General features: G+C 77.2%; 14 protein-coding genes. 8 read left to right on the top strand and 6 right to left on the bottom strand.

Annotated elements, in window-relative coordinates:
* Positions 1–137: 137 nt before the first annotated feature.
* The 6 genes from IG64_RS23995 to IG64_RS23970 form a co-directional block, all read right to left on the bottom strand.
* Complete coding sequence (locus tag IG64_RS23995) at positions 138–1,004, bottom strand: tyrosinase family protein (protein WP_037859709.1); 867 nt, start codon at positions 1,002–1,004, stop codon at positions 138–140.
* Entirely contained in the window at positions 988–1,593 is a 606-nt protein-coding gene (locus IG64_RS43105; RefSeq protein WP_078884189.1) for a tyrosinase family oxidase copper chaperone, read from the bottom strand. The genes IG64_RS23995 and IG64_RS43105 overlap by 17 nt, the downstream gene beginning before the upstream one ends.
* Before the next feature lie 133 nt (positions 1,594–1,726).
* On the bottom strand, positions 1,727–2,242 hold the full coding sequence (locus IG64_RS23985) for a hypothetical protein (protein WP_037859707.1): 516 nt from the start codon (positions 2,240–2,242) through the stop codon (positions 1,727–1,729).
* Positions 2,243–2,535: 293 nt separating this feature from the next.
* Complete coding sequence (locus IG64_RS23980; protein WP_037859705.1) at positions 2,536–2,817, bottom strand: hypothetical protein; 282 nt, start codon at positions 2,815–2,817, stop codon at positions 2,536–2,538.
* Between the two features lie 300 nt (positions 2,818–3,117).
* Positions 3,118–3,933 (bottom strand): hypothetical protein, encoded by an 816-nt coding sequence (locus IG64_RS23975; RefSeq protein WP_051813294.1) that lies wholly within the window; start codon positions 3,931–3,933, stop codon positions 3,118–3,120.
* 264 nt (positions 3,934–4,197) lie between these two features.
* Complete coding sequence (locus IG64_RS23970) at positions 4,198–4,437, bottom strand: chaplin (protein ID WP_037859702.1); 240 nt, start codon at positions 4,435–4,437, stop codon at positions 4,198–4,200.
* 234 nt (positions 4,438–4,671) lie between these two features.
* On the opposite strand from IG64_RS23970, the gene IG64_RS39230 reads away from it, so the two are divergent.
* The 8 genes from IG64_RS39230 to IG64_RS23930 are packed head-to-tail and all read left to right on the top strand — an operon-like array spanning position 4,672 to position 14,408.
* Positions 4,672–6,183, top strand: a complete 1,512-nt coding sequence (locus tag IG64_RS39230; RefSeq protein ID WP_234438600.1) for a glycosyltransferase family 4 protein — start codon at positions 4,672–4,674, stop codon at positions 6,181–6,183.
* On the top strand, positions 6,180–7,628 hold the full coding sequence (locus tag IG64_RS23960) for an exopolysaccharide biosynthesis polyprenyl glycosylphosphotransferase (RefSeq protein ID WP_037859700.1): 1,449 nt from the start codon (positions 6,180–6,182) through the stop codon (positions 7,626–7,628). Before IG64_RS39230 ends, IG64_RS23960 begins: the two co-directional genes overlap by 4 nt.
* A 4-nt stretch (positions 7,629–7,632) precedes the next feature.
* Positions 7,633–9,039 carry an O-antigen ligase family protein gene (locus tag IG64_RS23955; RefSeq protein ID WP_107474339.1) on the top strand — a complete coding sequence of 469 codons (1,407 nt, stop codon included), beginning with the start codon at positions 7,633–7,635 and terminating at the stop codon, positions 9,037–9,039.
* The gene (gene murJ / locus IG64_RS23950) at positions 9,036–10,712 is read left to right on the top strand and encodes a murein biosynthesis integral membrane protein MurJ (protein WP_037859699.1); all 1,677 of its coding nucleotides are present in this window, start codon (positions 9,036–9,038) and stop codon (positions 10,710–10,712) included. The genes IG64_RS23955 and murJ overlap by 4 nt, the downstream gene beginning before the upstream one ends.
* Positions 10,696–11,457, top strand: coding sequence for a polysaccharide deacetylase family protein (locus IG64_RS23945; protein ID WP_037859698.1), 762 nt, complete (start codon positions 10,696–10,698; stop codon positions 11,455–11,457). The genes murJ and IG64_RS23945 overlap by 17 nt, the downstream gene beginning before the upstream one ends.
* 1 nt (position 11,458) lies before the next feature.
* The gene (locus IG64_RS23940; RefSeq protein ID WP_037859696.1) at positions 11,459–12,634 is read left to right on the top strand and encodes a glycosyltransferase; all 1,176 of its coding nucleotides are present in this window, start codon (positions 11,459–11,461) and stop codon (positions 12,632–12,634) included.
* The gene (locus IG64_RS23935; protein ID WP_037859694.1) at positions 12,631–13,284 is read left to right on the top strand and encodes an LPS biosynthesis protein; all 654 of its coding nucleotides are present in this window, start codon (positions 12,631–12,633) and stop codon (positions 13,282–13,284) included. The genes IG64_RS23940 and IG64_RS23935 overlap by 4 nt, the downstream gene beginning before the upstream one ends.
* On the top strand, positions 13,281–14,408 hold the full coding sequence (locus tag IG64_RS23930; RefSeq protein WP_051813291.1) for a GNAT family N-acetyltransferase: 1,128 nt from the start codon (positions 13,281–13,283) through the stop codon (positions 14,406–14,408). Before IG64_RS23935 ends, IG64_RS23930 begins: the two co-directional genes overlap by 4 nt.
* Positions 14,409–14,752 lie beyond the last annotated feature (344 nt).

The raw sequence follows: 14,752 nt of genomic DNA, 5'->3' as shown, positions 1-14,752 counted from the left end.
CAGGGAAGCCCCGGCACCTCGAGCGCCGGGGCTCTCCCGTGTGCCCGGGAACGGGCCGCCGGGGATCCCCCGTGTGCCCGGGGGCGGGCGTACCGGCCGCCTGCGCCCGGGGGCAGGCGCACCGCCCGGTGCCCGGGTCAGGCGTACCGGTAGATGCGGCTCACGTCCTCCAGTGAGTCCGGGGTGACGTCCCAGGGCGGCATTTTCTGGTGCCGGGCGACGATCCGGCCGTACTGCGCGTCGCCCGGCCCCGGCGGGGACGCGGGCAGGTAGCGGGCGCCCCGGTGGCGGCTCTGCCAGCGCGACCACTGCAGGTCGAGGAAGGCGTGGTGGAGCCAGAAGACCGGGTCGTTGACGGAGGCGGCGCCGAGCATCGCCCCGCCGACCCAGCGGTGCACCCGGTTGTGGTTGCGCCAGGAAACACTGCCCCGGCCGGTGCCCCACCCCTCCAGCTTGTTGCGGAACCCCCTGGTGACCGTCGAGTCCCAGGGCGCGACGTCGTACACGGGGTCCTTCAGCGCCCACTCCAGCTCGCTCCTGGTGGGCAGTTCGATCGGATCGCGGGAGCGGCCCAGGTCCCGGGTGAGGAACTGCCCGTCGGTGACACCCTCCTTGAGCGTCCAGCCGCCGTGCGCGTACGCGAACGGTCCGGTCGTCACGCGGCGGTCGGACGGCCGTCCGCCGCCGCCCATGAGGTCCGCGGTCCAGGGCGCCGAGGTGGTCGTGCGCTGGCGCGTCCAGTCCCAGTAGGGCACCGTCACCGAGGAGTCCACCCGGCGCAGCGCTCGTTCCAGTTCCAGCAGGAACTTGCGGTGCCAGGGCAGGAAGGAGGGGGCCATGTGGGCCGGCCGCAGCCCCCGTTCGCCGTCGGCGGTGAAGTGGGCGACGTGCGTGCGCACGAACTCGTCGTACTCGCCGCGCCGCTTGATCTCCAGCAGCGCGTCCACGAAGCGCCGCTTCTCGGTGCGGGTGAGCCGGGTGACGTTCTTACGCGTGTACGCCACCGTGCTCACCTCCGGTGGCCGGGTCCGCGGACGGGCCGCCGACGGGCCCGGGGGCCAGGTCGCGCAGCCGCCGCCCGGGGCCCATCTCGTCGACGGCGCCGCGGGCCGCCTCCAGGGGCGTGCGGTAGGAGCTGTAGTGGTCGACCATGCTCAGCCAGGTGCCGTCGGCGCGGCGCATCAGGTGCAGCGGACGGCCGTCCACGGTGACGTACCACAGGCCGGTTCCCTCGGCGCTGCGCCGCGGGGTCCACACGCCGCGGATCCGGCGGCCCCGGTAGGTCTCCTCGAAGGCGCTGCCGCCCGGTCCGCTCCAGGGGCCGCCGTGCGGGCCGGTCCCGGGGAGCAGGGGCCGGGAGGCGGCGGTCACCGGCGCCATCGCGACGACGGCCGCGCAGGCGAGCAGCCGCCGCCGCGTCGCCTCCCGCCGCGTTCCGCCCCCGGACCGCGCCGCGCCCGGGTCCGCCGCCGTGCCCGGGTCCGCCGCCGTGCCCGGGTCCCGGGCGGTGCCCGCGGCACCGCCCGTGCCGGTGCGCTTCCCGCCAGTGGCCCTGCCGCTGTCCCCGCCGTCGCTGCCGTTGCCGACGCCCATGGCTCACTCCTCGTCCGGTTCGGTTCTCCGCAGCCGTAACCGCCGAGGACCCCGGACGGTCACCGCCATACGGCCGGACGGTGAACCGGGGACACGGCCGGACGGTGGACCGGGAGGGCGGGCCGGGCCGCCGTCAGAGGCCGGAACCCGTCGTCAGGTCGGCCCCCGGCACGGTCTGCAGCGCGGGGGTGAGGACGCCCAGCTCCGGCAGGGTCAGCTCCGGGAGCCCGGCTCGGCCGGCGCCGGGCCCGGTCAGCGGGCCGTCCACGGACAGCCCCGGCGAGACGGCCCGCAGGCCGGAGGGGGCCGTCCTGACGCCGACGTGGTCGAAGCCGTCACCGAGGACGTGCGCCAGCGGGGCCCGGACGTCCAGGCCGGGCAGCCCGCCCTCGACGGGGAGCCGCGGCACCGCGCGCTCCGGCAGGAGCCTGCCCTCGGTGAAGCGGGGCCCTTCCGGACTGCCCGGGGCGGGCAGCGGAAGCTCCCCGCGCACACTGGGCAGTTCCATGCCGAGCGCGGACTCGGCGCCACCCAGCGGAACGGGGAGAGGGGCGGTGCCGGCCGCGGCGGCGGGAGTCGCGGCGGCTCCGACGGCCGCCGCAGCGCCCGCGACGAGGGCGGCAAGGGTTCCTCGGGTGGTCGGCTTCATGGCAGACACGGTCCCTTTCAGGTCGGGTTCGGGGTGGTCCGCACCGGTCAACGATCCCGGCCTCGCGACCAGCGCAAGATTCCCCCGCATGCCGCAGTAGTACGACGGTGGGACGGAACGACGGGGGCACCGCGCGGCGACGGGCGGGCGGGGCGGCAGGCCGGTTCGGCCCGGACGGCGTACGGCGGACGGCGTGGACGGCGTCGAGCCCGCGGACGCCGGACCGCGTACGGCGGACGGTGTCGAGCCGGCGGAGCGGTGCCGGCGCCCGCGGTCCTGGGCGCGGCGCGGTCTCAGCTCTGCAGCGGGAGCCCGCCGAGCAGCGGGGTCGCGGTGTTCAGGGCCTTGGTGGCGCCGTTCACCGAGTGGAGCAGCGAGCCCTTCTTCTCGGTGTCGAGCGCGTCGGACTGGTGCCTGACCGGCATGACGTCGATGGGGTCCCTGGTGAGCGAGTTCACGGCGCCGTTGAGGCTGGTGGGCGTCAGGTCGGCGGCGTCGTGGGCGAAGGCGGGCGCGGCGGCACCGGCGGCGACCAGGGATCCGGCGAGGACGGCGGCGGCCTTGAGCGACTTCATCGTGTTCCTTTCCGCGGCGACGGGGCGTCACCGGAGGGGACGGGGTCGCCCTGCCTAACGAGCCCCGGGCGGGCCGGAAACCACGGTGCGGGAGATTGCCGAGTCCTCATACGAGACCTTCCGCATACAAGATCTTCCGCATACGAGATCTTCCGCATATGACACCGGCCGCCACCGCGGGGGCCGGAGGCCGCCCGCACGCGACAGCCGCCGTGCCGGCCCCTGGGGGGCGGCACGGCGGCTGGGCGGTCCTCCGGCGGGTCCTGTGAACGGGTCCCGCGGCGGGTGGCCGGACGCGGCTTACGAGCCCGTCGCCGCCGGAGCCGCGACCTCGGGGACGGTGATGTCGGGCACCTTGATCTCGGGGACCTTGATCTCCGGGACGTCGGTCTCGGGGACGGTGGCGGGGTCGGTGAGGGCCGGCAGGGTCGACGGCGGGGCCGCCACCGGTGTCGTCGAGGTGGCCGGGGTCGTCGGGGCAGCCGCCGAGGTGTTCGGCATCGCCGCCAGGCCGCTGCCGGACAGCCCGGAGGTGACCAGGCCGGTGAGGTTCTTCACCAGCCCGTCGACCGCCGGGAGCACCTGGCCGACATCGCCCGAGGTGACCGCCTTCACCAGGCCGTCCACCGCCTTCTGCACGGCGGCCAGCGCGTCGCTCGCCGGGTCGGCGGCACGCGGTGAGGCCGCGCGGGCGTCGGCGGCGGGCAGCAGCACCCCGGTGGCCGCCTCCGGAGCGGCCGGAGCGAGCGTGAAGGGGACGGCGGGGGCGCCGGTCCGGGTGGCCGAGGCGGCGGCGAGTACCGCGTCCGCCTTGGCGAGGGCGTCCTTCGCCGCGGCACCGAGCTTCTGGACGTCGGGGGCGGACGTGGCGTTCCCGTCCGGGGTGAGCACCGCGGTCACCAGATCGCGGACCGGGGCGAGCACGCCGCCGAGGCCACCGAGTCTCTGGACCTGGGTGAGCAGCGCGCCGGCGTCCGGGGCGGGGGAGCCGGACGCCACCGCAGGGCCGTTCTCGCGGGCCGCGTCGGCCGCCATGACGGCCGGGCTGCCGGCCCCGACCAGGAAGGCGGCGCAGAGTGCGGTGGACGCGACACGCCGCGCTGACAGACCTCGCATGGGAGTTCCTTTCGATGAGCACCGGATCTGGTGCCCACCGTGAAAGCGACCGTCGCGCTCCGCAACCGATCATGCGCCCGTCGTGTGACGGGTATTCAGGTCGCCGCGCCTTCCGACCTGGTGGGACGCGTTTCAGGGACATCCCGGCGGCGCGCCGCCCGTTCGGGGGAGCGGCAGCGGCCGCCCTCCCCGCGGGGCCCCGCCGCGCGGTGCGCGGGGCCCGTGACCGGGGAGGGCGGCCACCGGAAGGACGCCGCGCCCGCGTCAGCCGTTGACGCAGGTGTTGCCGAACGCCGGGTTCAGCAGACCGATGACGTTGATGGTGTTGCCGCAGACGTTGACCGGGACGTGGATCGGGACCTGGATGACGTTGCCCGAGATGACGCCCGGGGAGTGGGCGGCGACACCGTTCGCACCGCTGTCGGCGGCGGCGATGCCGGCACCGCCGGCGACAGCCGCGGCGGCGGCGGAGGTAAGGACCAGGCCCTTGGCGATACGCGACATGGAAAGGAACTCCTTGCAGTTGACACACAAACACCCGGGCAGGGACGCCCGGCGCTGTGTCAACGCGCGGATCTCGCTGGGGTTGTGCCGCCGAAAGAGTGATCTACGGATCGGACAGGCTTCACAGTTCCGACACACTTGCCCGGTTTCGTCGCATTAGTCCCGTTGGCCACTAGAGTTGCGGACCTCCCGACCCACCCCTTCGACGGACACCCGAAAGAGGCAACGACGGTCATGCGGCTTCCTCATCGGCCGCGGGTCCTGCACCTCACCCAGCCCGTGGACGGCGGGGTCGCGCGCGTCGTGACGGACCTGGTGCGGGCACAACTCGCGGACGGCTTCGACGTGACCGTGGCCTGTCCGGACGGCGTCCTCGGCGGACATCTCCGGACGCTCGGCGCGGACGTGCGCCCCTGGAACGCGGCGCGCGCGCCGGGGCGTTCGCTCCTGCGCGAAGTACGGCAGCTCGTGCACGTGATCGACGACGTACGGCCGGATCTGGTGCACGCGCACAGCGCCAAGGCCGGGCTCGCCGGCCGCCTGGCCGTACGCGGCCGGATCCCGACCGTCTTCCAGCCGCACGCCTGGTCGTTCGAGGCGGTCGGCGGGGGCACCGCGGTGCTCGCGCGGGCCTGGGAGCGGTGGGGGGCGCGGTGGGCCACGCGGGTGGTGTGCGTCAGCGAGGGGGAGCGCGCGACCGGTGTGCGCGCGGGGATCAGCGCGCGCTGGCACATCGTGCCGAACGGCATCGACCCGCACCGCTTCCCCGCACCCGCACCCGCACTCGCACCCGCACCCGCACCCGCACCCGCACCCGCACCCGCACCCGCCATGGCTGCCACGAGCACCGGGACCACCACGGCCACCCCGGCCGCCGCGACCACCGATGTAACGGCTGCCGACGTAACGGCTGTCGGCGTCTCGGCCTCCGCGCCCGTCGTCGTCTGTGTGGGGCGGCTGTGCCGGCAGAAGGGGCAGGACGTGCTGCTGCGGGCCTGGGGCGCGGTCGCGGAGCGGGTACCCGGGGCACGGCTCGTGCTCGTCGGGGACGGTCCCGACCGCGACCGGCTGCGGCGGCTCGCCCCGGCGTCGGTCCGGTTCGCCGGTGCCGTCGCCGACCCCGTGCCCTGGTACCGGGCGGCCGGCCTCGTCGTGCTGCCCTCGCGGTGGGAGGGCATGGCCCTGGCCCCGCTGGAGGCGATGGCGTGCGGCCGGGCCGTGGTGGTCACGGACGTCGACGGCGCCCGGGAGAGCCTGCCGCCCGCGCTCGCCGCGCGGTGCCTGGTCCCGGCGGAGGACCCGGCCGCCCTGGCCCGCGCGGTCCTGGCGCTGCTCCTCGACCCGCCGCTGCGCGCGTCCCTCGGCCGCCTCGGACGCGCCCACGTCCTGTCCTCGCACGACGCCCGGCGCGGTGCCGCGGCGGTCACGGCCCTCTACCGCGACCTGCTGGCCGCGCCCCCCGCCAGGTCCGCGCCCGCCCCGCGCACGCCCCGCGGACCCACCGCGCCCAACAGGCCCACCGGGTACTCCAGGACCGCCAGGTCCGCCGGGACCACGCAGCCCAGCCGGCCCACCGCCCCCGGCGACCGCAGCGAGCACAGCAACCGGAGCGGGCGCAGCGGACCCGGCTCGCACGGGGAACCCGGCGCGCACACCGGACCCGGCACGCACCGCGAACACAGCGCGCCCGGCGACCACAGCGAGTACTGCGAGCCCAGCGAGTACAGGGAGTCCAGCCACCCGTGAGCGCGGAAAGCACCGTCCCCTCGCCCGGTCTGGCCCCCGGCCGGCCGCCACGGGACCACGGATCCACGGCCGTCCCGGTTCTCCGGCCGCGCCGCGGGTCCTCCGGTTTCCGCTTCCCGGTCCGGCGGCAGGGGCCCCCGCCGCGGCCGGCCGCCGCGCTGCCGCTGATCGTCGCGGACGGCGCCGCCGCCCTGCTGGGCGCCCCGGCGTTCGCCGAGGCCGAACACCGCCCGCTGCTGGTCGCCCTGCTCGTGACCGCGGCCCTGCTGCTGCGGGCGCAGCCCTCCGGGCAGCCCGTGCCGTCGGTCCTGGACGAACTGCCCGCCGTGTGGGGCCGGATCGCGGTGGCCTGGCTGGTCATGGCCACGCTGGTTGCGGCGTACCGGCCGGGGCACGCGCTGACCGGCCGCACCCTGCTGGCCGGGTTCGCGCTGCACGCCGCGGCGAGCTGCGTGCTGCGCGGCGCCGTGCACGCCCGGCGGCGCGCGGACCTGCTGCGCCGGCCGCGCGCCGCCCTCGTCGTCGGGCCGGCCGAGACGGCCCAGCGGGTGGCCGCGGCGCTGCTGCGGCATCCGCGGTGCGGGATGCGGCCGGTCGGGGTCGTCGCCGACCGGCCGGGCGGCGGCACGGGCGGCCTGCCGGTGCTGACCCGCGGGGCGGAGGTGGAGCGTGCGGTCGTGCAGAACGGGGTGCGGGCGGTGCTCGCCGTCCACCCCTCCGTACGGACCGGACAGGGGCCGCTGCTGCGGGCGCTGGCCGAGTCGGGCTGCGCGGTGTGGGAGATCGACGCGGACTCGCCGTCGTACGCGACGAAGCATCGGCTGGCCGGGTTCTCCTGCCGGCGCCTGCTGATGTCGGGCGCGCGGCGCGGCAGCGCGGGCAAGCGGGTGCTGGACGTCCTGGTCTGCGGTGTCCTCCTGCTGCTGGCCGGGCCGCTGCTGCTGGGCTGCGCGGCGCTGCTGCGGCTCACCGACGGGCCGGGTGTGCTGTTCCGCCAGGAGCGCATCGGCCGGGACGGCAGGCCCTTCACGCTGCTGAAGTTCCGTACGCACCGGCCCGCCGACGCGCACGAGGCGGCGACGCGGTGGAGCGTGGCGGGCGAGCAGGAGATGCGGCCGCTGTGCCGCATGCTGCGGCGGACCTCGCTGGACGAGCTGCCGCAGCTGTGGAACGTGCTGCGCGGGGACATGAGCCTGGTCGGCCCGCGCCCCGAACGCCCCTATTTCGCGGCCCGGTTCAGCCAGGAGCACCCCGGTTACGCGGCGCGCCACCGGATGCGGTCCGGGATCACCGGGCTGGCCCAGGTCCAGGGGCTGCGCGGGGACACCTCGATCGAGGACCGGGCCCGCTTCGACAACGCCTACATCGACAACTGGTCGCTGTGGCAGGACGTCTGCATCCTGCTGCGCACCGCGGTCGCGCTGGTGCGGCCGACGGGGAGCTGAGGACGTGAACCACGCCGCGCTGCCCGAACCGCCGCACCGCCTCGCCGTGCCCGCCCGGCCGCCGCGCCGGTCCGGCGGGACGCTCCGGCCGGTGTCCCGGGCCGTGCCGCACGGCCCGGTCCTGCCCGTGGCGGCGGTCCTGGCGGCCCTCGCCCTGCCGCTCGCCCCGGGGGGCGGCGCGGGACCCGCGGACGTGGTCTCCGGGGCCGTGGTGCTGTACTGCGCGGTGCGGCTGCTGCGCGCGCGGCGGCGGCCGCTGACGCCGGTGGCCGCCGTGGTGCTGGGACTGCCGGTGACGGGCTTCGCCCTGGCCGCCCTGGCCGCGCCCTCCCCGGCGGCCGCGTTCGCGGGGCTCGGCCGGTACCTCCAGGTCTTCGTCCTCGTCCCGGCGGCCGTGCTGCTGCTGATCCGGGACCGCGCCGACTTCCGGCTGCTGGCCTGGGCGTTCACAGGTCTCGGGCTGTGGCAGGGCGCGGTGGGCACCCACCAGTACCTCACCGGGACCGGTGCCTCCTACCAGGGTGCGCAGATCCGTGCCGTGGGCACCTTCGGGCCGGGGGACGTGATGGGCATGGCGACGGCTGTCGCCCTGGGCACGGTGTGCGCGGTGGGGCTCGCGCTGGACCGTTCCGGCGGCGCACGGCGGCGGGCGGTGGCCGCCGGGTGCGCGGCGGCGCTGCTGATGCCGCTGGCGCTGTCCTTCAGCCGGGGGGCGTGGATCGCGACGGCCGTGACGTGCGCGGCGCAGCTGCTGCTGGCCGGGGTGCGGCGCGCCCTGAGGGCGGGGCTGGCGGTGGCCGCGGCGGGCGTGGTCCTGGTGGGCGGGCTGGGCGTGGGAACGGCGCTGCTGGAGCAGCGGTTCGACAGCATCACGCAGGTCGCGGGCGCTCCGGACCAGTCGGTCCGCGACCGTTACGCGCTCTGGACGGCCGCGCTCGGCATCTGGCGCGAACATCCGCTGACGGGAGTGGGTTTGAAGAACTTCCCGGAGTACCGCGACGGGCACGCCCCGATGGCGCTGTCCGCGGCGAGCGACACCGAGGGCGCGGGTGCCGCGTTCCGCAGGCAGCCGCTGCTGTCGCCGCACGACATGTATCTGCTGGTGCTGAGCGAGCAGGGGCTGAGCGGTCTGGTGGCCGTCGCCGGGAGCTGGCTGGCGCTCCTGGTGTGCGGGGTGCGCCGGCTGCTGCGCGAGCGGCGCAGGCCGCCGTCCTCGGCAGGCGGGCCCGACTGCGCGCTGGTCGCCTGCGGCCTGCTGGTCTGGCAGCTCACCGACTTCGTCTACGGGGACATCGGCGGTCCTTCGACCGTGCTGACCGCCGTGTCCTTCGGGCTGGCGGCCTGGTGGGCGGTGGCCCGGCACCCCGTTCCCGGCGCGGACGGGCGGGCCGAGGGAGCCGTGACGCGATGACGGTGACCCCTCCTCCCCTGCCCCGTTCCGGCGGCCCCGGCGGCGACGGCACGGCGACCGTCCCCGCGGCGCGCACCGCCACCGGCGCCGGCGGTGCCCCGCGGGCGGCGTCGGGCTCCCGCGGGTTCCTGGCCAGGGCCACCCTGGTCACGGCCGTGCTGTCGGTGGCCGGGTCGCTGCTCGGCCTGGTCCGGGACCAGGCGCTGGCGCGGCTGTTCGGCGCGGGCAGCGACACGGACGCCTTCCTGGTGGCCTGGACCGTACCGGAGTTCGCCGCCACGCTGCTCATCGAGGACGGGCTGGCGTTCGCGCTGGTCCCGGCGTTCAGCGCGGCGCTGGCCCGGCGGGCGCGGGGCGCCGCGGGCGACCCGGTGCGCTCCCTGGTCACCGGCACGCTGCCCCGGCTGGCCTTCGCGTGCGCCGCGGTGTGCGCGCTGGCCGTCGGCGCCGCCCCGCAGCTCGTCCAGGTGCTGGCGCCGGGACTGCCCGACCCGCGCCTGGCCGCCGACTGCACCCGGCTGACGGCCACCTGCGTGCTGACCTTCGGGCTCGCGGGCTACTGCAGCGCCGTGCTGCGCGCGCACGGCCGCTACATGGCACCCGCGGCGATCTACATCGCCTACAACGCGGGCGTCGTCGCCTCGATGTTCTGGCTGGGCGGCGCCTGGGGGGTGCGCTCGGCGGCGGCGGGTGTCGCGGCGGGCGGCTGCCTCATGGTGGCCGTCCAGGTGCCCGCGCTGTGGAAGCAACTGCGCACCGGGGTGCGCCCGCCGGCCGGCACCGGCGGCGCGGCGGCCCGGCCCATGGACCTCGCGCTCGTCGCCTCCGTGCTGCTGTTCGCGCTGTGCCGTCAGTCGCAGGTCCTCATCGAGCGGTTCCTGGCCTCGCCGCTGCCCGCCGGGGCCATCTCGCACCTGAACTACGCGCAGAAGGTGGCGCAGATCCCGATGACGCTGTCGCTGATGCTGTGCACGGTCACCTTCCCGGTGGTGGCGCGGGCGCTCGCCGACGGCGACACCGAGCGGGCCCGCGACCGCGTGGAGCGGGACCTGGCGCTGGTCTCCTGCCTGGTGCTGCTGGGCGCGGCCACCGTGATCGCCTGCGCCCCGCAACTCATCGGCCTGCTGTTCCAGCGCGGCGCCTTCACCGCGGACGACACGGCGGCGACGGCCGCCGTGATGCGCGTGTACGCCCTCGGGCTGCTCGGCCAGGCCCTGGTGGGCGCCCTGGTCCGCTGCTACGTCGCGGGCGGCCGGCCCGCCTGGTACCCGCTCGCCGCGATGACCGCGGGCCTGGTGGCGACCTCCTGGACCGGCGCCGCCGCGGTCGGCCCCTGGGGCGTGGCGGGCATCGCCGCCGCCAACGCGGCCGGCATCACCGTGACGGCCGCGCTGCTGCTGGCCGGGACGGGCCGGTGCGGGGTGCCGCTGCGCGTGCGGCGGGTGCTGGCCGAGGCGAGCAGGCCGCTGCGCGCCGCGGTCGTCGCCACCGCGGCCGGGGTGTTCGCGGCGAGCCTGCCCCACTCCCCCGCCGCGGGCCTGGCGGCCGGCGCGCTGACCGTCACCGCCGTCCACGTCCTGCTCGCCCGCGCGCTCGGCGCCCAGGGCGTCGAACCCGTCCTCAGCTCCGTACGCTCCGTCACACGAAGGCTCCGGCATGGCCTCTCCCGCTGAAACCGCCCCGCCCGCCGACGCCGGCGAGCCCATCGCGCCCTTCCCCTGGGTGGCGATGTACCACTCGGTGGGCGACCGCTCGGACGATCCGTACCGCATCACCGTGACGCCCGAGCGGCTCGCCGGGCAGCTCCGGTGGCTGCGGCGGCGCGGGCTGCGCGGGGTGTCCGTGCGCGAGCTGCTGGCCGCCCGCGCCGAGGGCGGCGGCAAGGGCCTGGTCGGGCTCACCTTCGACGACGGGTACGCCGACTTCGTCACCGCCGCGCTGCCCCTGCTGCACCGGCACGCCTGCGGCGCCACGCTGTTCGTGCTGCCCGGCCGGCTCGGCGGCGACAACGTGTGGGACCCGCGCGGTCCGCGCAAGCCGCTGCTGGCCGCCGACGGCATCCGGCACGCGGCGGCCGAGGGCGTGGAGATCGGCTCGCACGGGCTGACCCACACCGACCTCACCCGGGCCGGCGACCGCGCCCTGACCGCCGAGGTCACCAGGAGCCGCGCCCTCCTGGAGGAGCTGACCGGAGCCCCCGTGGACGGCTTCTGCTACCCCTACGGCGCGGTCGACGACCGGGTGCGGGCGGCCGTGCGGGAGGCGGGGTACTCCTACGCCTGCGCCGTCGACCCCGGCCCGCTCACCGGCCCGTACGCGCTGCCCCGGCTGCACCTCGGGCAGCGGGACACGGCCTGGCGGCTGCACCTCAAACACGAGCTGCACCGGCTGCGCCGCCGCCCCGTGAAGGGCGTGTGAGATGCGGGTCCTGCACATCATCACCGGCCTCGGCGTGGGCGGCGCCGAGCAGCAGCTGCGCCTGCTGCTGCGTCACCTGCCCGCCGACTGCGACGTGGTGACGCTCACCCGGCCCGGCGCGGTCGCCGAGGGCCTGGCCGCCGACGGTGTCCGCGTCGTCCACCTCGGCATGGCCGGCAACCGCGACCTGTCCGTGCTGCCGCGTCTGGTCCGGGTGATCCGGGCGGGCCGCTACGACCTCGTCCACACGCATCTGTACCGGGCCTGCCTGTACGGCCGGCTCGCCGCGCGCCTCGCCGGGGTCCGCGCCGTCGTCGCCACCGAGCACTCCCTCGGGGACGAGCAGATGGAGGGCCGCCCGCTGACGCCGGGGGTGCGCGCGCTGTACCTGGCCGGTGAACGGCTCGGCTCCACCACGGTCGCCGTCTCGGCCACGGTGGCCGGCCGGCTCCAGCGCTGGGGCGTGCCCGCGCCGCGCATCGCGGTCGTCCCCAACGGCATCGACCTGGACCGGTTCCGCTTCGACGCCGGCCGGCGCGCGCGGACCCGGCGCCGGCTGGGCCTGCCCGAGGACGCGTACGTGGTCGGCGGCATCGGCCGGCTGACGGCGGGCAAGCGGTTCGACGTCGTCGTCCGCGCCCTGGCCCGCCTGCCCCGCGACCACTGGCTGCTCCTGGTGGGCGGCGGCCCCGAGGAGAGCGTGCTGCGCCGCACCGCCCACGAGGCCGGGGTGGCCGACCGGGTGCTGTTCACCGGCGAACGCCCCTGCGCGCCCGACGGCTCACCCGGCCCCGACCTGCCCTCGCTGACCGCCGCGATGGACGTGCTCGCCTCTCCGTCGCGGCAGGAGGCGTTCGGCTTGGCCGTGGTGGAGGCCCTGGCGGCCGGGCTGCCCGTGCTGTACGCCTCCTGCCCGGCCGTGGAGGACCTGCCCGCGCACGCCGCCGCCGGTGCCCGGCGTGTCCAGGGCGGCCCGGAGGCGTACGCCCGCGCGATCACGGAAGTACGCGCCGGTGGCCCGCACCCGCGCACGCCCCCGGCGGCGGCCCGCCACTACAGCATCGCCCGCACCGCCGCCCGGCTCATGGACGTGTACACCGCCGCGGTCCGGGCCACCACGCCCGCCCCGGCCCGCCCGACCCCCTCCGTCCCACCCCAGGGAGCGACTTCCGCATGACCGACCGCCTCACCCGGCCCCGCCGGTTCTCCCCCGCCCGTCTGCGGCGGCTTCCCCGCTGGTCGCTGGTGGTGGCCGGCACCGCCGCCGGCGGCCTGCTCGGCGGCGCCTACGGCCTGCTGGAACCCCCCGTCTACACGGCCACCAGCTACGTCGTCGCCGTCCCCGCCCAGAAGACCGACCCCGCCGCCGCGCTCGGACTCGCCCAGGCCTACGGGCGGGTCGCCACCCAGCTCGCCGTCCTCGGCGACGCCCAGCGGCAGGCGGACGTGCCGGTGCGCACGCTGCGCCGCAGTGTGCGCACGGCGACCTCGCCGGACGCGCCGATGATCGCCGTGTCCGCCACCTCCACCCGGCCCGCGCTGGCCGCCGGCATGGCCGACGCCGTCTCCGACGCGCTGACCCGGCACGCCGGCGACACCGCGCAGAGCACCCACGTCTCGCTCGTCCGCTTCGCCCGCGCGGTGCGCCCCACCGACCCCTCGTCCGCCTCACCGGCGGTGACCGCCCTGGTCGGCGCGAGCGCGGGCGGGCTGCTCGGCGGCCTGGCCCTGCTCGTACGGCCGCGGCGGGACGAACCCGGCGCCCCCGCGCCCGCTGCCCCGGTCCCCGGCCCGGCCCCGGCCGCCGACGTCCACGGCCGGCTGTGACCGCCACCCGCCTCGCGCCACCGGCGCGCCCGGCCCGTCCGGCGTACACGACGGAACTCGTCACCGACGCCCGCGCCTTCGCCGCCCTCGCCCCGCAGTGGGGGCGGCTGTTCGCCAGGTGCGGCGCGGCGACCCCGTTCCAGAGCCACGCCTGGCTGCACTCCTGGTGGCAGTCCTACGGCACCCCGGGGCGGCTGCGGCTGCTGCTGGTGCGCGAGGGCGGCGAACTGGTCGCCGCCGCCCCGCTGATGCTGCGCCGCACGCCCGTGCCCGCGCTGGTGCCGCTCGGCGGGGCGATCTCCGACTACGCCGACGTCCTCATCGACGACGGGCGCAGCCGGCCGGCGGCCACCGCGCTCGCCGGGGCGCTCGGCGAGGCGGCGCGGACGGCGCTGATCGACTTCCGCGAGGTCCGGCCGGGCAGTGCCGTCGAACAGGTCTACGACCGCTGGCGCGGACCGCGGCACCGCGCACCCGACTCGCTCTGCCTGGAGCTGCCCGCCCTGCCCCTGGACGAGCTGGTCACCCGGCTGCCCGCGGCCAGGGCGCAGCGGGTGCGCGCCAAACAGCGCAAGCTGCGCGCGCTCGGCGTGGAACGGCGCCTCGTACGCCCCGAGGAGGTGGACGCGGCGCTGCGGCGGCTGCTCGCGCTGCACCGTGTGCAGTGGCAGGGCCGGGGCGTCACCCCCGAGCACCTGCGCTCGCGCTTCGGTGAGCACCTGGTGCGCGCGGCGGGCCCGATGGTGCGCGCCGGGGAGGCGGTGGTCACCGAGTTCCGGCTCGACGGCGAGGTGGTGGCCGTGGACCTGACCCTGCTGTCCCGGCGGCTGGTGGGCGGCTACCTCTACGGCGCCCATCCGCTGCTGCGGGAACGCAAGGCGGACGTGGCGGTGATGCTGCTGGAGGCGTGCACCGCGCACACCGGCGAGGGCGCGCCGGACACGCTGAGCCTGCTGCGCGGCGACGAACCCTACAAACACCACTGGCGCCCCCGCCCGGTGGTCAACGAACGGCTGCTGCTGGCCCGGCGGCGCACCGCCCCGCTGCTGACCGCCGCGGCCGGCGAGGCGGCCCTGCGCCGGCGGGCCGGACAACTGCTGCGCAGGCGCCCGCCCTCGCCGTAGGCGGCGGTCGGTCCGGACGGCTCCCCCAGTGCTGCGACCGGGAGGGTCCACCGGCTCGCGACGCCCGGCACGGCGCCTCGCCGCGTTGTCGCGTCACCCGAGTGCATCCAGGACTCGGGTCATGTCCGCCTTGCGGCCCACCGCATCAGCCGGCCGCGTCGGCAGCCTGTCCGGACACCACGACTAGGCCGTACCGCCGGGGCCCGGGCACAGCCTGCCGCCGAGCCGGCGCTCCAGCCAGGCACCCAGGCCCCGCCGGGAACAGCCGGGAGCGGGCGGCACGGTGGGCGCCGGGGCGGGGGTGGACGGGGACGGGGCGGGGGCGAGCGGGGACGGGGTGGTGG

Source organism: Streptomyces sp. NRRL S-340 (assembly GCF_000720185.1).
In the GTDB taxonomy this organism is placed as follows: Bacteria; Actinomycetota; Actinomycetes; order Streptomycetales; family Streptomycetaceae; genus Streptomyces.
Note: the sequence above shows the minus strand (reverse complement) of the source record. Positions and strands in the feature narration are given on the sequence as shown.